The following is an 18019-nucleotide window of genomic DNA, read 5'->3' as shown; positions in this document are numbered from 1 at the left end:
TGCGCGGTCATGGGGATCCTGAACGTCACCCCCGACTCGTTCTCCGACGGCGGCCGCTACGTCGACCGGTCGCACGCCGCCGCGCACGGCGTCGCGATGCGCGACGCCGGCGCCGACCTCGTCGACGTCGGTGGGGAGTCGACCCGGCCCGGCGCGCAGCGGATCGACGCGGAGACCGAGCGGGAGCGCGTGCTGCCCGTGGTGCGCGAGCTCGTCGCCGCGGGCGTGCGGGTCAGCGTCGACACGACCCGGTCCGAGGTCGCCCTGGCCTGCGTCGAGGCCGGTGCGGCGATGGTCAACGACGTCTCCGGCGGCCTCGCCGACCCGCGGATGGCCGCGGTCGTCGCCGAGTCCCGGACGCCCTGGGTGATCATGCACTGGCGCGGGCACAGCGCCGGGATGGCCCAGCTCGCGGGCTACGAGGACGTGATCGGCGAGGTCCGGTCCGAGCTCGTCGCCCGGGTCGACCACGCCGTGATGTCCGGGGTCGACCCCGGCCGGATCGTGCTCGACCCCGGGCTCGGGTTCGCCAAGAACGCCTCGCACAACTGGGCGCTGCTGCGGCGGCTGGACGTGTTCGTCGACCTGGGCTTCCCGGTGCTGGTCGGGGCCTCGCGCAAGCGGTTCCTCGGCGAGCTGCTGGCCTCGGCCGACGGCGAGCCGCGCACGCCGGCGGGCCGCGACATCGCGACCGCCGCGATCAGCGCGCTCGCGGCGAACGCGGGCGCCTGGGGTGTGCGGGTGCACGACGTCGAGTCCACGATGGACGCCATCGCGGTCGCGGCCGCCTGCCGGCTCGGCGCCTCGCGCGCCCGCTCCCCGCGGGAGACCGGGCGGTGAGCGACCGGATCGAGCTGCGGGGGCTGCGGGTCCGCGGCCACCACGGCGTGTTCGACCACGAGCGCCGCGACGGCCAGGAGTTCGTCGTCGACCTGGTGGTGCACGCCGACCTCGCGCCCGCCGCCGCCTCGGACGACCTGGCCGACACGCTGCACTACGGCGAGCTCGCCGAGCTGGCCGCGGGCATCGTCGGCGGCCCGGCCCGCGACCTGATCGAGGCCGTCGCCGGGGAGATCGCGCAGGCCGTGCTGGACTTCGACGCCCGGATCGCCGCCGTCGAGGTGACGCTGCACAAGCCGTCGGCGCCGATCCCGCTGACCTTCGACGACGTCGCGGTGGTCCTGACCCGGAGCCGGGCGTGACCCGCGCGGTCCTGTCCCTCGGCTCCAACCTGGGTGACCGGGCCGCGCACCTGCGTACGGTCGTCGCGGACCTGGGGTCGGCCGTCGTGGCGGTGTCGCCGGTGTTCGAGACGGCGCCCTGGGGCGTGACCGACCAACCGGACTTCCTCAACGCGGTGCTCGTCGCCGACGACCCGGCACTCGACGCCCGGGGCTGGCTGCGCCGCGGGCAGGCACTCGAGGACGCCTCGGGCCGGGTCCGCGAGCAGCGGTGGGGGCCGCGCACCCTCGACGTCGACATCGTGCAGGTGACCGACGACGGCGCCCCGGTGACCTCGGACGACCCGGAGCTGCTCCTGCCGCACCCCGGCACCCCCGACCGGGCCACCGTGCTGCTGCCGTGGCTGCTCGCCGAGCCCGGCGCCGTCCTGCACGGGCACGGCCCGGTCGCCGACCTGCTGGACCGGCTCGGCCCGGACGGCTGCGCGGGCGTGCACCGCCGCGACGACGTCGTGCTGCGGGACCCGGCATGACCGCGCCCGGACCGGGCGGTCAGCGCCCCGGGCGCGGCCCGGACGACGACCCGCGCCCGACCGTGCGCCCGACCCGGGTCCGCGACGTCGCCGCCATCGCGGTGGTCGCGGCCCTGCTCGGCAACATTCTCGTCCAGCTGACCTACGGGATGCTGCCGACGTTGCCGGTCGCCGCGGCGGTCGTCGTCGCGGTGCTCGCCGCCGCCGAGGCCGCGGGCGGGGTCGTGGTGCGGCGCCGGATCGACCGCCGGAACGGGGCCGCGCCGGTGCCGCCGCTCGTCGCGGCCCGGGCGGTGCTGCTCGCGAAGGCCTCCGCGGTCGGGGGCGCGGTCGTCGCCGGGTTGTGGGTGGGCGTGCTGATGCACACGTTGCCGCGGGCCGCGGTCGTGGTGGCCGCGTTCCGGGACAGCGTCGTCGCCGGGGTCGGCCTGGTCAGCGCGCTGCTGCTGGTCGGTGCCGCGTTCTGGCTGGAGTACTGCTGCCGTTCCCCCGACGACCCGGACGACACCGACGGTGGGATCCGTGCCGGCTGAGGCGCGTCCCCCCGCGCGGCGGGGGCGGTTCTCTACGCTGGAGGGTCATGACGTCCCCGACGCTCGGCCGCCCGTACGCCCCGGTGCCGGCGCCGTCGGCCAAGCGACGGGGCGTGCTGCTGCCGGTCGTGGGCCTGGTGGTGCTGGCCCTGCTCGCGGTGATCACGCTCGGGGTGCTGCAACGCGCGATCGGGACGCCGGGAGTGGTCGTCGGGACCCTGGCCGCGCTGCTGCCGGTCGTGCCGGTGGTGGCGGCGTTCCTCTGGGTGGACCGCTGGGAGCCCGAGCCGCCGCGGATGCTGATGGGTGCGTTCCTCTGGGGCGCCGGGTTCGCCGCACTGGTCGCCCTGCTGATCAACACCAGCGCCTCGGCGGTGCTCGACGCGGCCGCCGGCCGCGGCGCGGGTGACCTGTTCGGCCCGGTCGTGGTCGCCCCGGTCGTCGAGGAGTTCACCAAGGGACTGTTCCTGATCGGGCTGCTGCTGTTCCGGCGCCGTGAGTTCGACGGGATCGTCGACGGCGTCGTCTACGCCGGGATCGTCGCCGCCGGGTTCGCGTTCAGCGAGAACATCCTCTACCTGGGCCGCGCGGTGTCCGAGCCGGAGTCGGCCGGGGTCCTCGCGACGCTGTTCGTCCGCGGCGTCGCCTCGCCGTTCGCGCACCCGCTGTTCACCTGCATGATCGGCATCGCTGCCGGGATCGCGGCGGCCAGCCGCAGCATCGGGGTCCGGGTGCTGGCGATGATCGCCGGCTACATCGCCGCGGTGGTGCTGCACGCGCTCTGGAACGGCGCGTCGGTGCTGGCCGCGACGCCCGGCGGCTTCTACCAGATCTACCTGTTCGTGATGGTCCCGATCTTCGTGGGGCTGATCCTGCTCGTGGTGTTCGCCCGTCGCCGCGAGGCGCGGATCGTCGCCGCCCAGCTGCCCGGGTTCGCCGCCGCGGGGTGGATCGCGCCCAGCGAGGTGCCCCTGCTGGCCCGGCTGTCCCGGCGGAGGGGCTGGCGCACGCTGGTGCGGCGCCGCTCCGGCCCGGCCGCGGCGAAGGCCGTCGCCGACTACCAGTCCGCGGTCACCGAGCTGGCGTTCATGCGGAACCGGATCGCGCGCGGCGCGGTGCGGGAGAGCGCCCACGCCCTGCACGACGAGAAGCTGGCCGCGCTGCTGCGGGCCCGCGCCGTCGCCGTCGGGGTGCCGGAGGCGCTGGTCGCGGCCTGGGCGCGGCAGCGTCCGTCGGACTGGGAGCCGCCGCCCCCGGCCGCGCCGGACGGCAGCTTCTCGGGCCAGTTCCGCATCCCGACCTTCCCCGACGGCGGCGGCTCGGCCGCCGCCGGCCCGCCCGTACCGCCGCTCCCGCCCGGCCCCGTCACGCTGGCGGCCGCCGCGCCGTGGGGACGGCCCGACGAGCTGCGCCCGCCCCGGTGGGCGGAGGCCCGGCGGAGCCCCACCCCGCCGGCGCCGGACACCCGGCCCGCCGGTGGCCCGGGGGCTCCCGGTCGCCCACAGGACCCGACCGCGCGCCCCAGCACCGGCACCGGATCCAGCTCCAGCACCGGACCCGGTTTCCGGGCCCCCGGCTCCCCGGGCGCTCGGTCCGCGCAGTCCGGCTCCCCGGCCCCGGCCTCCCCGGCCTCGGGCTCCGGAGTGCCCGGCTCGGGAGGGCCCGGCTCAGGTGGGCCTGGCTCAGGTGGGCCTGGCTCAGGTGGGCCTGGCTCAGGGGGGCCTGGCTCGGGAGGATCCGGTCCCACCACGGCCCGCTCCGCCGGGCACGACGGCGCTGCCCGCGGGTTCCGCCCCGGCACGTCCGGGCCTTCCGGCCCCGGCCCCGTTCCCAGCCCCGGCCCCGTGCCCGGGCCAGGTAGCGGGCCGGTCTCGGCGGGCACCGGACCGGGGACGGGAGACGGCGTCACCCGGCCCGTCGGCCGCCCCGAGTCCCCGGCCACCGAGCACCGGGGCCGCCACCACGACGACCCGTCCGACCCCGGCCCGACCCGCCCGATGCGCCGCCCGGACGACGAGCCGGACCGCCCCCGCTGACCACCAGCCGGTGATCACCGGTCGTGGAGCCCTGCGTCCGCCTCGCGAACGCTCCGCTCCACAACCGTCGATCACGGGCGGGGCCGGGGTGAGGCCGGTCTCAGGAGCGCGCCCCGGACCCGGGGCCCGTCTACCCTCGCCTCCGGCGCGCGGCCACCGGAGGTCGCGCCGACCGCGGATTGCCCGACCGGTACCCCACCAGGACCGGAACGGGAGGAAACGGATTCTCGTGATGGACTCTGCGATCGATGGCGGTCGCCCCGCGCGGCTCGCGGTCGGGGTGGTCTCGGCCGGTCGGGTCGGCCCGGTGCTCGGTGCGGCGCTCGCCCGCGCGGGCCACGTCGTCGTCGCGGCCTCGGGGGTCTCCCAGGCCTCGGTGCGCCGGGCGGAGACCCTGCTCCCCGACGTCCCCCTGCTCCCGCCCGACGAGGTCTGCTCCCGCGCCGACCTGGTCCTGCTCGCCGTCCCCGACGACGTCCTGCCCGGCCTGGTCCGCGGCCTCGCCGCCGCCGGCTGCTTCCGCCCGGGCCAGATCGCCGTCCACACGGCGGGGTCGCGCGGCGTCGCGGTGCTGGACCCGGCGACGGAGCAGGGCGTACTGCCGCTGGCGCTGCACCCGGCGATGACCGTGACCGGCCGCCCCGAGGACGTCGAGCGGCTCGCCGCCTGCTGCATCGGCGTCACCGCACCCGGCGACCCGGAGCACGGCGACCCGCGCGACGCCGTCGGCTGGAGCGTCGCCGAGGCGCTCGTGCTGGAGATGTCGGCCGAGCCCGTCCGCATCCCGGAGGCGATGCGTCCGCTGTACCACGCCGCACTCGCCCACGGCGCCAACCACCTGACCACGCTGGTCGGGGACTGCGTGCAGCTGCTGGAGACCGCGGGCATCGCGCCCGCGGAGCGTCTGGTCGCGCCGTTGCTGTCGGCCGCGCTGGACAACGCGCTGCGTCACGGCGACCGCGCGCTGACCGGACCGGTCGCCCGCGGCGACGCCGGCACCGTCCGGACCCATCTGGCCCGCATCGGCGACGCCGACCCCGACCTGGCCGCCGTCTACCGCGCGCTGGCCGGGCGGACCGCCCACCGCGCCGCCGCCGCCGGGCTCCTCGGCCCCGACGGCGTCCGCGACATCGAGACCGCACTGGAGGAGAAGTGAGCACCCCCGGCTCCACCCGGAACGGGTACGGCACCGGCCGGCTGACCGTGCACAGCGACCCGGCGAAGCTCGCCGCGGTCACCCGTGCGCTGCGCGGCGCCGGCCGCAAGGTCGTCCTCGTCCCCACGATGGGCGCGCTGCACGAGGGCCACCGCGAGCTGATCCGGCACGCCAAGCGGATCCCCGGCGCCGTCGTCCCGGTCGTGTCGATCTTCGTGAACCCGCTGCAGTTCGGTGCGGACGAGGACCTCGACCGCTACCCGCGCCCGATCGAGGCCGACCTCGACGCCTGCCGCGACGAGGGAGTCGAGCTGGTGTTCACCCCGCAGGTCGAGCACATGTACCCGCCGGGCTCGCAGACTCGGGTCACCGCAGGACCGCTCGGCGACGAGCTGGAGGGCGCCTCCCGCACGGGCCACTTCGACGGCGTCCTCACCGTCGTGTCGAAGCTGTTCCACATCGTCGGCCCGGACGTCGCGCTGTTCGGCGAGAAGGACTACCAGCAGCTCACGCTGATCCGGCGGATGGTGCGCGACCTGGACTTCCCGACCCGGGTCGTCGGCGTCCCGACCGTCCGCGAGGACGACGGGCTGGCCCTGTCCTCGCGCAACGTCTACCTCGACCCCGGTCAGCGCCGCGCTGCCGCCGTGCTGTCGCGGGCGCTGGCCGCCGGTGCCGCGGTGTCGGTCCGCGGGCACGACGCGGTGCTGGAGGCCGCCCGCGCCGAGCTGGCGACCGAGCCGGAGGTCGACGTCGACTACCTGGAGCTGCGCGACGCCGACCTCGGCCCCGCTCCCGCTCCGGGCGGCGGGGACGGCCGCCTGCTCGTCGCCGCCCGGGTCGGCACCACCCGGCTCATCGACAACGCCCCCATCGCGTTCTGACCGCCTCCGAGGAGAACCGCCGTGAACCGCACGATGATGAAGTCCAAGATCCACCGCGCCACCGTGACGCAGGCCGACCTGCACTACGTCGGCTCGGTCACCGTCGACGCCGACCTGATGGCGGCCGCCGACCTCCTCGAGGGCGAGCAGGTCAGCATCGTCGACATCACCAACGGCGCCCGCCTGGAGACCTACGTGATCACCGGTGAGCCCGGCTCCGGGGTGATCGGCATCAACGGCGCCGCCGCGCACCTGGTGCACCCCGGTGACCTGGTCATCCTGATCTCCTACGGCTCCTACGACGAGGCCGAGCTGCGCGACTACAGCCCGCGCGTCGTCTTCGTCGACGCCGACAACCGGATCGCGGACCTGGGCGCCGACCCGGGGCACGCCCCGGCAGGCTCGGGTCTGCTGACCAGCGCGGCCCGGTAGGGACGACGCGGTGCTGCTCTGCATCGACGTCGGGAACACCCACGTCTCGCTGGGGCTCTACCCCGACACCGGGACCGATGCGGAGGGGCTCGACCCGGTGCCGGAGCGGCGCTGGCGGCTGCGCACCGACACCTCCGCCACCGCCGACGAGCTGGACCTCACCGTCTCCGGGATGCTCGGCGCGCACTTCCCCGAGGTCACCGCGGTCGCCGCGCTGTCCACGGTGCCCGGGCCGTCGCGGGAGCTGCGCACCCTGCTCGCGCGCTGGTCGGACCGGATGCGGACGCTCGTCGTCGGGCCGGGGGTGCGGACGGGCGTGCCGCTGCTGGTGGACCACCCGCGCGAGGTGGGCGCGGACCGAGTGGTGAACTCGCTCGCCGCGCACCACCTGTTCGGTACCACCTGCATCTGCGTCGACCTCGGGACCTGCACGAACATCGACGTGGTCACCGCGAAGGGCGAGTTCCTCGGCGGCGCGCTGGCCCCGGGCGTCGACATCGCGATGCAGGCGCTGGCCGAGCGGGCGTCGTCGCTGCGGCCGGTGGACCTGGTCGAGCCGCGCTCGGTGATCGGCCGCACGACGGTCGAGGCGGTCCAGGCCGGGGTGCTCTACGGGGCGGCAGGTCAGGTCGACGGGCTGGTCCGCCGGATCCTGGCCGAGCTGGGGCCGGACGCGCTGCCGGTCAGCGTGATCGTCACCGGCGGGCTCGCGGAACTCGTCCACGGGCGCGCCGACACCGTCACCCACCATGTCCCGGACCTGACCCTGCACGGGCTGCGGCTGACCCACCTGCGCCACCACCGGACCCGCTGACGGGCTGCCGACGGGGCTCAGGCGCGCCGGGCCCGCCACACGATGGTGCGCATCGGCATCGTGAACCGGCCGTCGGCGTCGGCGACCCGCTCGCGCAGGAAGCCACGCACGGCGGCGAACACCGCGTCGCGCTCGTCGGGGGTGCTCAGGAGTGCCCAGGAGTGGGTGGCGATGTCGGCGACGTGCTGCTCGACGCCGGTCGCCCGCGGCCAGGTGACCTGCTCCTGGTGCGCGTCGGTGAACCAGGGCTCGCCGGGCATCCGGGGCGGGGTGCCGCCCCCGGCCGCGTTCCCGGGGACCCGCCGTCCACGCTCACCCACCTCGCCCAGCTCGCGGACCCAGCCGACGTCGGGGTCGCCGCTGTTCCACAGCCCGGCCAGCACCCCGCCGGGGCGCAGCACCCTGGCGATCTCCGGTACGGCCCGGTCCAGGTCGAACCAGTGCAGGGCCTGCCCGACCAGCACGGCGTCGACGTCGCCGTCGGGCAGCGGGATCGTCTCCGCGGACCCGGCCCTGGCGTCGGCGCCGGGGGTGCGCGCCCGCAGCACCGCGAGCATCTCCGGGTCCGGTTCCACCGCCACGACGTCGAGCCCGCGCGCCACCAGTGACCGGGTCAGCTTGCCGGTCCCCGCGCCCAGGTCGAGGACCCGCACCCGCCCCGGGCCGGTCCCGGCCAGCGCCAGGTCGACGGCGGCGTCGGGGTAGGAGGGCCGGTGGTCGTCGTAGGCAGGGGCGACGGCGCCGAACGTGCGGCCGCGGTCCACCTCGTCGTCGGGCACCGTCCCACGGTAGGCCGGTGATCGGCCGCCGCGCGATGTCCCGACGCCCCGCCGCGTGCGCCGGTCGCCGGGCAGGGGGGTGACGACGGGCGCTCCCGGGTACCGCCGATAGCCTGACCTGCCGTGAACACTCCCGGCACCCCGACCGACCCGGCGACCGAGGCCGACCTCCCCGAGCAGATGCGGGTGCGCCGGGCCAAGCGCGCGGAGCTGATCGCCGCGGGCACCGACCCGTACCCCGTCGAGGTCCCCCGCACGCACTCGCTGCGCCAGGTCCGCGAGGCCCACCCGGACCTGCCCGCGGACACCGCGACGGGCGAGACCGTCGCCGTCGCCGGCCGGGTGATCTTCGTGCGGAACACCGGCAAGCTCTGCTTCGCGACGCTGCGCGAGGGCGACGGCACCGAGCTGCAGGCCATGCTCTCCCTCGACCGGGTCGGCGCCGACGCGCTGGCCGGCTGGAAGGCCGTCGTGGACATGGGTGACTTCGTCGCGGTGCGCGGCGAGGTCATCACCTCGCGGCGGGGCGAGCTCTCGGTGATGGTCGACGAGTGGTCGGTCGCCGCGAAGTCGGTCCGGCCGCTGCCGACCGCGCACAAGGAGCTCTCCGAGGAGAACCGGGTCCGGCAGCGCTACGTCGACCTCATCCTGCGTCCGCAGGCCCGCGAGACCGTGCGCGCGCGGTCCACCGTGCTGCGGACCGTCCGCGAGTCGCTCACCGGCCGCGACTTCATCGAGGTCGAGACGCCGATGCTGCAGAACCTGCACGGCGGCGCCACCGCGCGCCCGTTCGTCACGCACGCGAACGCACTCGACTCCGATCTGTATCTGCGGATCGCCCCGGAGCTGTTCCTGAAGCGTTGCGTGGTCGGCGGTATCGAGCGCGTCTTCGAGCTGAACCGGGTGTTCCGGAACGAGGGCATCGACTCCACGCATTCCCCGGAGTTCGCGATGCTGGAGGCCTACCAGGCCTACGCGACCTACGACGACATGGCGGTCCTGACCCGTGAGCTGATCCAGGCCTCGGCACGGGCGCTGTTCGGTTCCACCACGGTGCGCCACCACGACGGCACGGAGCACGATCTCGGTGGCGAGTGGCGTTCGGTGACCATCTACGGATCGGTGTCCGAGGCCGTCGGCCAGGATGTGACGCCGGACACCGAACTGACTGAACTGCAACGGATCGCGCACGAGCACGACGTCGACATCACCGATTATCCGACGGCTGCCCAGATCGTGCTCGAGTTGTTCGAGAAGCTGGTCGAGCACACCCTGCTCGAGCCGACCTTCGTGCGGGACTTCCCGGTCGAGGTGCGGCCGCTGACCCGTGCGCACCGCGACGACCCCCGGCTGTCGGAGTCCTGGGACCTCATCGTCTTCGGGGTGGAGCTGGCCACGGCCTACTCCGAGCTGGTGGACCCCGTCGAGCAGCGGGAACGCCTGTACGCCCAGTCGCTCAAGGCCGCGGCGGGCGACCCGGAGGCCATGCAGCTCGACGAGGACTTCCTGCGTGCCATGGAGTACGGCATGCCGCCCACCGGCGGCATGGGAATGGGTATCGACCGTCTGCTGATGACGCTGACCGGCCTCGGAATCCGCGAGACGATCCTGTTCCCGCTGGTCCGCGGGGAGTCCTGAACCGGTTCCGAACGCACATCCGACGACGTCCCCGGCCGCGAACGGCGACCGGGAACGTCGTGTTTGTCGGACCCGTACGAGTGGTGTGGGGCTCGTTTCGCCGCATTCTCCCGACCCGGGTCGACGCCACGATCATTTCTCGGATACTCTCTGATTCGAGTCGGAACCGGTACCCGGTGGTGTCGTATTGCGTCCTGCTATTGCGTCGCGCAGTCGCCGATGTCGGCCCCGGTCCCTCATCATGAACGTGTTCGGCCATTCAAGGAGGCTGCGGAGATGGCGCAGATCAAGGAAGTCCGGCTCGTCGACGATCTGACCGGTGACGCGGCGGACGAGACGATCGAGTTCGGTATCGACGGGCGCAACTACGAGATCGACCTGTCGGACGGGAACGCGAAGAAGCTGCGCGACGTGCTCGCCGACTACGTCGCCGCGGCCCGCCGGGCCGGGGGCGCGACCCGGCGTCGCGGCAGCGGCTCGGCGAGCACGGCGGCCCGCCGTCCGTCGGTCGACCGCGAGCAGAACCAGGCGATCCGCGAGTGGGCCCGCAACCGCGGGATGAAGGTCTCCGACCGCGGCCGCATCCCGACCGAGGTCCTCGAGGCCTACCACCAGGAGAACTAAGGTCTACCTCACCGAACGGGTCGGGGGAGGGGTACCGTCGCGACGGCCCCTTCCCCTTCGTCGTTGGGAGGCAGCCCGATGGCCCGCCCCGTCACCGATCTCCGGGTGCTCCGCACCGAACGCCTGAGCCCGCACATGGTGCGCGTCGTCGCCGGTGGCGACGGCCTGGCGGCGTTCCCCGACACGGAGTACACCGACCGCTACGTCAAGATCCTCTTCCCGCTCCCCGGCGTCGAGTACCCCGAGCCGCTGGACATGGACCGGGTGCACGCCGAGCTGCCGCGTGACCAGTGGCCCGCCCAGCGGACCTACACCGTCCGCTCGCTCGACCACGCCGCCGGCGAGCTCGTCATCGACTTCGTCCACCACGGCGACACCGGTCTCGCAGGCCCGTGGGCGGCCGCCGCCCGCCCGGGTGACCGGCTGCGGATGGTCGGCCCTGGCGGTGCCTACGCCCCGGACCCGGACGCCGACTGGCACCTGCTCGTGGGCGACGAGGCCGCACTGCCCGCGATCTGCGCCGCGCTCGAGCGGATCCCGGCCGGCCGGCCGGTCGTCGCCGTCCTGCAGGTGGAGGCCCCCGGCGACGAGATCGCCGTGCCGACCGGCCCCGACGTGGACGTGCGGTGGCTGTACCGCAGCGACGCCGGGGGCGACCCGGACTCGGAGCAGCTGCCCGCCGTCGTCGCGGATCTGGAGTTCCTCCCCGGCCGTGTCCACGCCTTCGTGCACGGCGAGGCGATCGCCGTGCGCGAACTCCGCAGGCATCTCACCCGCGAGCGCGGCGTCGCCAAGGACGACCTGTCGATCTCCGGCTACTGGCGTCGCGGGCGCGACGAGGAAGGGTTCCGGCAGTTCAAGGCGGCCGAGCGGGAACGCGAGGAGGCCGCCGCCACGACCGGCTGACAGTCGCCGGGAACACGGCAGGTGTCCCCCGTGTTACCGCCGGCACGTACCCCGGTGCACGTCAGGTGGAGGCGCCGGGGCCCCTTCGACCGATACAGTGGTATGAGGTCTCCCGCGAGGGTGGCCTGGCGCGGTGTCACGCGAGGGCGCAGTGTCGGTTCGGGCGAGCCCCGGACCGTACGACAGATGCTGGTCGCGCCGTCAGTGAGGCGCAGCAGGCAAGGAGTGCGAATTGTTCGAGAGGTTCACCGACCGAGCGCGACGTGTTGTCGTCCTGGCCCAAGAAGAGGCCCGGATGCTCAACCACAACTACATCGGGACCGAGCACATCCTCCTTGGCCTGATCCACGAGGGAGAGGGCGTCGCCGCGAAGGCGCTCGAGTCCCTCGGTATCGCTCTGGAGGGCGTGCGACAGCAGGTCGAGGAGATCATCGGCCAGGGGCAGCAGGCCCCGTCCGGCCACATCCCCTTCACGCCCCGGGCGAAGAAGGTGCTGGAGCTATCGCTGCGCGAGGCGCTGCAGCTCGGCCACAACTACATCGGGACCGAGCACATCCTGCTCGGGCTCATCCGTGAGGGCGAGGGCGTCGCGGCCCAGGTGCTGGTCAAGCTGGGCGCCGACCTCAACCGTGTCCGTCAGCAGGTGCTCCAGCTGCTGTCCGGCTACCAGGGCAAGGAGCCGCAGGAGAGCGGCACCGGTGGCCGTGGCGAGGGCACCCCGTCCTCGTCGCTGGTGCTGGACCAGTTCGGTCGCAACCTCACCCAGCAGGCCCGTGAGGGCAAGCTGGACCCGGTCATCGGCCGGGAGAAGGAGATCGAGCGGATCATGCAGGTCCTCTCGCGGAGGACCAAGAACAACCCGGTGCTGATCGGTGAGGCCGGCGTCGGCAAGACCGCCGCCGTCGAGGGCCTCGGCCAGGCGATCGTCAAGGGCGAGGTCCCGGAGACGCTGAAGGACAAGCAGCTCTACACCCTCGACCTGGGCTCGCTGGTCGCCGGTTCCCGCTACCGCGGTGACTTCGAGGAGCGCCTCAAGAAGGTGCTCAAGGAGATCCGCACCCGCGGCGACATCATCCTGTTCATCGACGAGATCCACACCCTGGTGGGTGCGGGTGCCGCCGAGGGCGCGATCGACGCCGCCTCGATCCTCAAGCCGATGCTGGCCCGCGGCGAGCTGCAGACCATCGGTGCGACGACGCTCGACGAGTACCGCAAGTACGTCGAGAAGGACCCCGCGCTGGAGCGCCGCTTCCAGCCGATCCAGGTGTCCGAGCCGTCGGTCGAGCACACGATCGAGATCCTGCGCGGGCTGCGTGACCGGTACGAGGCGCACCACCGCGTCACGATCACCGACGACGCGCTGACCTCGGCGGCGACGCTGGCCGACCGCTACATCAACGACCGCTTCCTGCCGGACAAGGCGATCGACCTGATCGACGAGGCCGGCGCCCGGATGCGCATCCGCCGGATGACCGCTCCGCCGGACCTGCGGGAGTTCGACGAGAAGATCGCGAACGTCCGCCGGGACAAGGAGTCGGCGATCGACGCGCAGGACTTCGAGCGGGCCGCGCACCTGCGCGACCAGGAGAAGACCCTGCTCGGCGAGAAGGCCGAGCGCGAGAAGCAGTGGAAGTCGGGCGACCTCGACGTCGTCGCGGAGGTCGACGGCGAGCAGATCGCCGAGGTGCTGGGGAACTGGACCGGCATCCCGGTGTTCAAGCTGACCGAGGAGGAGACGACCCGTCTGCTCAAGATGGAGGACGAGGTCCACAAGCGGATCATCGGCCAGGAGGACGCGGTCCGCTCCGTCTCGCAGGCGATCCGTCGTACCCGCGCCGGTCTGAAGGACCCGAAGCGCCCGTCCGGCTCGTTCATCTTCGCCGGCCCGTCCGGTGTCGGTAAGACCGAGCTGTCCAAGGCGCTCGCGAACTTCCTGTTCGGCGAGGACGACGCCCTCATCCAGATCGACATGGGTGAGTTCCACGACCGCTACACCGCCTCGCGGCTGTTCGGCGCCCCTCCCGGGTACGTCGGCTACGAGGAGGGCGGCCAGCTCACCGAGAAGGTGCGGCGCAAGCCGTTCTCGGTGGTGCTGTTCGACGAGATCGAGAAGGCGCACCAGGAGATCTACAACACGCTCCTGCAGGTGCTCGAGGACGGCCGTCTCACCGACGGCCAGGGCCGCACGGTCGACTTCAAGAACACCGTGCTGATCTTCACCTCGAACCTGGGCACCCAGGACATCTCGAAGGCCGTGGGGCTGGGCTTCTCCTCCGGCGGCGACGAGAAGTCGAACTACGAGCGGATGAAGACGAAGGTCAACGACGAGCTGAAGAAGCACTTCAGGCCGGAGTTCCTCAACCGCATCGACGACATCATCGTCTTCCACCAGCTCAACCAGGAACAGATCATCCAGATGGTCGACCTGATGATCGGGCGGGTGGAGAAGCAGCTGGCGAACAAGGACATGGGCATCGAGCTCACCGACAACGCCAAGAAGCTGCTGGCCCACCGCGGGTTCGACCCCGTCCTGGGCGCCCGGCCGCTGCGCCGGACGATCCAGCGGGAGATCGAGGACCAGCTGTCGGAGAAGATCCTGTTCGGCGAGATCGAGGCCGGGCAGATCGTCATCGTCGACGTCGAGGGCCTCGACACCTCCGCGGAGGAGGGCTCCAACGCCTGGTCGGACAAGGCCAAGTTCACCTTCCGTGGTGAGCGCAAGCCGTCCGAGCCGGTGCCGGACTCCCCGCCGACCGCGCTGGCCGGCGAGGAGTAGCAGGACCCACGCACGACGACGGCGGGCCGTCCCGGGAGTTCCGGGGCGGCCCGCCGTCGTGTGCGGGCTCTACGCCGAGCGCAGCGCGACGACCAGGTCGGCCCGGCCCCGGGAGGCCTCGACCAGGCGGGCGTTCGGCTCGTCGGTCCGTTCCACCCAGGCCCGCGCCGCCTCCGGGGTCTTGCCGAAGTGCACGTGCCGGGCGACCAGGCGTTCCAGCCGGAGCGCCTCGTCGGTCTCGTGGAACCACACCGCGTCGAACCCGGCCCGCACCGCCCGCCAGGTGGGGGTGTCGAGGAGCAGGTAGTTGCCCTCGCTGACCACGAGGCGGCACTCCGGGTGCACCGGGATCGACCCGGCCACGGGCTGCTCGATCTCCCGGTCGAACGCCGGGGCGTACACGGGGCCCGCGCCGTCGGTGGGGGTGGCCCGCAGGCGGGCGATCAGTGCGGCGTAGCCGTCGGCGTCGAAGGTGTCCGGAGCGCCCTTGCGGTGACGGCGGCCCAGCCGGTCCAGCTCGACGTCGGCGAGGTGGTAGCCGTCCATCGGGACGTGGGCGACCCGGCCCGGGCCGAGCCCGGCCGGGGGCGCGGCGGCGAGCGCGCGGACCAGGGCCAGTGCGACGGTCGTCTTCCCGGCCCCGGGCGGGCCCGCGATGCCCAGCAGCGCCCGTCGTCGTCCGGCGGTGAGTGCCCGCGCGCGCTCCACCAGCTCGTCGAAGCGGTCGATCCGTGCCGGGGTGTCCACGGCCGTCATTCTTGCCCCCCTGCGGCCGGGTTCCGCCCGTGGCAGCACCTCCTCCGAGGAGTACGCCTGACCGGCTGACCGCTCATCCAGACGACGGCCCGGAGCCCGCACGGGATCCGGGCCGACCGGCGTTCTCGGGCAGGCCCAACAGCCGGGTGACGGCGGGGGCGAGGACCTCGGCGTTCGCGGCGGTCTCCGTCGGCGTCCAGTCGGCCGCGCGCTCGACGACGGCGCGGATGGCCCCCAGCGTCGCCACCAGGAGCGTCTCGAACTCGGCCGCACCCACGACGATGTCGGCCGCGGCCAGGGCGGCGCGCACGTCCGCCTCCATCCGTCGCGACAGGGCGTCCGTGCCCGCGGGCCGGTCTGCGCGGCTCAGGGCCTGCGCCAGTTCGGGTCGTTCGACGATGAGCCTGCCGGTGAGCCGGATGCTCTCGGTGAGCCGCCGCACCGGGTCGGCATCGGCCTCGAGACGCGCGTCCAGCCAGGCGAAGTAGTCCGCGACGGTCTCGTCCCTCGCCGCCTCGAAGAGGTCTTCCTTCGAAGCGAAGTGGTTGTAGAACGAGCCGAACCCCACGTCCGCGAGCTCGGTGATGGTCTGGATGCTCGCCTGCCTGCCGTCCCGCTCGAGGAGGAGGCGTCGAGCAGCCCCGACGAGCGCCGTGCGAGTGCGTTCCTTGCGGCGCTCCCGACGCCCGCCGCGCGGCTCCTCCGGGGTGTCCGGCATGCCCCGGAACGTAGCACCGACGCCAAATCTGATGATATCATCAGTAATGATGCTTCCATCGGAAAGGCGAGAGGGGTGAACCCGATGCCGGCCGACGGCGACGAGGCGGCGGAGCTCGAGGTGGAGGGCCCCTCCCGGGTGAGCAGCAGACGGCGGTTCCTCGCACGAGCGGGCGTGGGGGTGGCACTCGTAGGGCTCGGCGCGGCGGGTGCGGAGGCCATCCGGGCGGCGACCGTGTCCGAGCCTCGCCCGCGGGCCGTCGTCGCGCCGTCCAGCGCCGTCCGGATCGACGGTGTGACCGTCGTCGACCCCGCGGACGGGAGCCGGGTCGCCGGCCGGTCCATCCTGGTCGACGGTGGCCGCGTCCGCGCGGTCACGGCCACGGCGGACGCCCCGTCGTCGGGCGCCCGGGTGATCGACGGGACGGGCCGTTTCGCGGTGCCGGGCTACAACGAGATGCACACCCACGTGCTCCAGCTCCCGGACACCGAGCTGGGCCTCACCCTGATGCTGGCCCAGGGCATCACCGGGATGCGGCAGATGGAGGGATCGCCCGAGCTGCTCGCCGACCGCGCGCAGCAGCGGCTCGGCCTCGACGAGTACGCCCCGCAGCTGCTCGGGATGCCCGGCGACCTGCTGCTGCCCTTCAACGCGGCCTCGGTCGAGGGCGTCCGCGAGGAGATCGCCCGGCAGTGGGACCAGGGCGCGGACTTCATCAAGATGATCCTCACGGAACCGGAGGTCTTCTTCGCCGCGGTGGACGAGGTGCACCGGCGCGGGCTGCGGATCGCGGGTCACCTGCCACCGGCGGTCCACATCGAGGACGCGGCCGCGGCGGGCTTCGACTCGATCGAGCACCTCGGGACGGGCCAGAGCGTGTTCCTGACCCTGTCGTCGGAGTCGCAGGCGCTGTGGGCCCAGGAGCCGACCGGCCTGCCGTTCCAGGCCTGGGTGGCCCGGCTGCCGTTCGCGGCCGAGTTCTTCGACGCGTTCCTGAAGGAGAGCTTCCTCGGCCCCGCCACGAGCACCACGGACGAGGCACAGATCGCCCTGCTCCGACGGGCCTTCGAGACCTACTCCGAGGAGCGCACCGACGCGCTGGGTCGCTCCTTCGCGGACAACGGGGTCTGGCACTGCCCGACCCTCGTCGGCCTGCGTGGCAAGTACCGCCCCGATGGCCCGGAGTTCCGGGAGGATCCCTGGCTGCAGCGCGCGCCCGCCGACCAGCGCGAACGTCAGCAGGCCGACGCCGAGGCGTTCCGCGCGGCCCCGCAGGCCGACCGCGACGTGCTGCACGAGTACTACGAGCGCTGTGTACGGACGGTCGGTCGGATCGCCGCGGCAGGCACTCGGATCATGAGCGGAACCGACACCAGCGGCCGCGGTGTCGCGCGCTCGATCCACGAGGAGTTCCGGGAGCTCGGTCGGGCGGGCCTGAGCCCGCTCGAGGTGCTCCGCAGCACCACCACGGCGCCGGCCGAGTACCTCGGCCGCGGCGACCGGATGGGCCGCATCGTCCCGGGGGCCGACGCGGATCTCCTCCTGCTCGCCGCCGACCCGCTGCAGTCGGTCGAGAACCTCGCCACGGTCTGCACCGTGGTGCGCGCCGGGCACGTGCACCCCATCGACGCGCTCGACGCCCGGGTGGGCGCGCTCCTCGCGACGGCCTGAGGCCGAGCCCGCCACGACGCGGGGTGACGGCGTCCCTAAGGTCGACTCCATGCGCTCCCTCGCCGTCCTCGGCCTGCTCGTCACTCTGGCGGGCTGTTCCTCCCCGGCCCCCGAACCGGCCCCGGCACCGGCGGCCGCCCCCGCGCCGCCGCCCGTCTGCACGGTGGACGACATCGGGGTGGCGGGGGACCCCGGCAGCAAGCCGACGATCACCGTGCCGGACACCTGCACCCCGCCCGCACAGCTCCTGAGCAAGGACCTCGTGGTCGGCACCGGTCCCGAGGTCGTCCTCGGCTCCACCGTGCAGACCCACTACGACCTCGTGACCTGGTCGGACAAGCGGGAGCTCGACGCCTCCTGGTTCCGCGGCGAGACCTTCCCCCTGGAGAAGGTGGGCGACGCCCCGGTCATCGACGGCTGGAACGAGGGTGTGGTCGGCATGCGCGAGGGCGGCCGCCGACTGCTGGTGATCCCGCCGGACAAGGCGTACGGGGCGGGCGGTCGCGGCATCGCACCGAACGAGACCCTCGTCTTCGTCGTGGACGCCGTCCAGGTGTCCTGAGCTCCGTCCGGGCGGTCCGC

The 18019-nt window shown here is 73.7% G+C and carries 18 protein-coding genes; 15 read left to right on the top strand and 3 right to left on the bottom strand.

The features are described 5' to 3' along the window. Positions 1-9 precede the first annotated feature (9 nt). The 9 genes from folP (at position 10) to Ae505Ps2_RS05270 (ending at position 7569) form a co-directional block, all read left to right on the top strand. A complete protein-coding gene (folP, locus tag Ae505Ps2_RS05310) occupies positions 10-840 on the top strand; it encodes a dihydropteroate synthase (RefSeq protein WP_075554180.1) in 831 nt (276 codons plus the stop codon). After that, complete coding sequence (folB, locus tag Ae505Ps2_RS05305; RefSeq protein WP_020626240.1) at positions 837-1202, top strand: dihydroneopterin aldolase; 366 nt, start codon at positions 837-839, stop codon at positions 1200-1202. The genes folP and folB overlap by 4 nt, the downstream gene beginning before the upstream one ends. After that, positions 1199-1714 (top strand): 2-amino-4-hydroxy-6-hydroxymethyldihydropteridine diphosphokinase, encoded by a 516-nt coding sequence (gene folK, locus Ae505Ps2_RS05300; protein WP_075309657.1) that lies wholly within the window; start codon positions 1199-1201, stop codon positions 1712-1714. The genes folB and folK overlap by 4 nt, the downstream gene beginning before the upstream one ends. Beyond that, on the top strand, positions 1711-2247 hold the full coding sequence (locus tag Ae505Ps2_RS05295; protein ID WP_075553456.1) for a DUF3180 domain-containing protein: 537 nt from the start codon (positions 1711-1713) through the stop codon (positions 2245-2247). Before folK ends, Ae505Ps2_RS05295 begins: the two co-directional genes overlap by 4 nt. Before the next feature lie 47 nt (positions 2248-2294). Continuing rightward, positions 2295-4283 carry a PrsW family intramembrane metalloprotease gene (locus Ae505Ps2_RS33125; protein ID WP_075553455.1) on the top strand — a complete coding sequence of 663 codons (1989 nt, stop codon included), beginning with the start codon at positions 2295-2297 and terminating at the stop codon, positions 4281-4283. Positions 4284-4515: 232 nt separating this feature from the next. Continuing rightward, positions 4516-5439 (top strand): DUF2520 domain-containing protein, encoded by a 924-nt coding sequence (locus Ae505Ps2_RS05285; protein WP_075553454.1) that lies wholly within the window; start codon positions 4516-4518, stop codon positions 5437-5439. A 41-nt stretch (positions 5440-5480) separates the two neighbouring features. After that, positions 5481-6323 carry a pantoate--beta-alanine ligase gene (gene panC / locus Ae505Ps2_RS05280; RefSeq protein WP_233147811.1) on the top strand — a complete coding sequence of 281 codons (843 nt, stop codon included), beginning with the start codon at positions 5481-5483 and terminating at the stop codon, positions 6321-6323. Positions 6324-6344: 21 nt separating this feature from the next. Next, on the top strand, positions 6345-6755 hold the full coding sequence (gene panD / locus Ae505Ps2_RS05275; protein ID WP_020622271.1) for an aspartate 1-decarboxylase: 411 nt from the start codon (positions 6345-6347) through the stop codon (positions 6753-6755). 10 nt (positions 6756-6765) lie between these two features. After that, positions 6766-7569: a type III pantothenate kinase gene (locus Ae505Ps2_RS05270; RefSeq protein WP_075309665.1), complete on the top strand. Its 804-nt coding sequence runs from the start codon at positions 6766-6768 to the stop codon at positions 7567-7569. Between the two features lie 17 nt (positions 7570-7586). On the opposite strand, the gene Ae505Ps2_RS05265 is transcribed toward Ae505Ps2_RS05270, so the two are convergent. Continuing rightward, a complete protein-coding gene (locus Ae505Ps2_RS05265) occupies positions 7587-8348 on the bottom strand; it encodes a class I SAM-dependent methyltransferase (RefSeq protein ID WP_075309667.1) in 762 nt (253 codons plus the stop codon). Between the two features lie 180 nt (positions 8349-8528). Between Ae505Ps2_RS05265 and lysS the strand changes: the two genes are divergently transcribed. From lysS to Ae505Ps2_RS05245, 4 genes are all read left to right on the top strand, one after another. After that, entirely contained in the window at positions 8529-9986 is a 1458-nt protein-coding gene (gene lysS / locus Ae505Ps2_RS05260) for a lysine--tRNA ligase (protein WP_075312687.1), read from the top strand. Between the two features lie 276 nt (positions 9987-10262). Then, positions 10263-10610: an Lsr2 family protein gene (locus Ae505Ps2_RS05255; protein ID WP_075553453.1), complete on the top strand. Its 348-nt coding sequence runs from the start codon at positions 10263-10265 to the stop codon at positions 10608-10610. A 78-nt stretch (positions 10611-10688) separates the two neighbouring features. Beyond that, the gene (locus Ae505Ps2_RS05250) at positions 10689-11516 is read left to right on the top strand and encodes a siderophore-interacting protein (RefSeq protein WP_075309669.1); all 828 of its coding nucleotides are present in this window, start codon (positions 10689-10691) and stop codon (positions 11514-11516) included. A gap of 232 nt (positions 11517-11748) precedes the next feature. Beyond that, complete coding sequence (locus Ae505Ps2_RS05245; protein ID WP_060714044.1) at positions 11749-14292, top strand: ATP-dependent Clp protease ATP-binding subunit; 2544 nt, start codon at positions 11749-11751, stop codon at positions 14290-14292. 69 nt (positions 14293-14361) lie between these two features. On the opposite strand, the gene Ae505Ps2_RS05240 is transcribed toward Ae505Ps2_RS05245, so the two are convergent. Together Ae505Ps2_RS05240 and Ae505Ps2_RS05235 are read right to left on the bottom strand one after the other, a co-directional pair. Further along, positions 14362-15021, bottom strand: coding sequence for a nucleoside/nucleotide kinase family protein (locus Ae505Ps2_RS05240; protein WP_198932350.1), 660 nt, complete (start codon positions 15019-15021; stop codon positions 14362-14364). 100 nt (positions 15022-15121) lie between these two features. After that, positions 15122-15766 (bottom strand): TetR/AcrR family transcriptional regulator, encoded by a 645-nt coding sequence (locus tag Ae505Ps2_RS05235; RefSeq protein ID WP_075309673.1) that lies wholly within the window; start codon positions 15764-15766, stop codon positions 15122-15124. An 84-nt stretch (positions 15767-15850) separates the two neighbouring features. Between Ae505Ps2_RS05235 and Ae505Ps2_RS05230 the strand changes: the two genes are divergently transcribed. Together Ae505Ps2_RS05230 and Ae505Ps2_RS05225 are read left to right on the top strand one after the other, a co-directional pair. Then, entirely contained in the window at positions 15851-17437 is a 1587-nt protein-coding gene (locus Ae505Ps2_RS05230; RefSeq protein ID WP_249265373.1) for an amidohydrolase family protein, read from the top strand. Positions 17438-17486: 49 nt separating this feature from the next. Beyond that, positions 17487-17999, top strand: coding sequence for an FKBP-type peptidyl-prolyl cis-trans isomerase (locus Ae505Ps2_RS05225; protein ID WP_075309677.1), 513 nt, complete (start codon positions 17487-17489; stop codon positions 17997-17999). The last annotated feature ends 20 nt before the right edge of the window (positions 18000-18019 follow it).

It is taken from the genome of Pseudonocardia sp. Ae505_Ps2 (assembly GCF_001932425.1).
Classification (GTDB): Bacteria; Actinomycetota; Actinomycetes; order Mycobacteriales; family Pseudonocardiaceae; genus Pseudonocardia.
The sequence above is the reverse complement of the archived record's forward strand: the minus strand, read 5'-3'. Positions and strand labels throughout refer to the sequence as shown.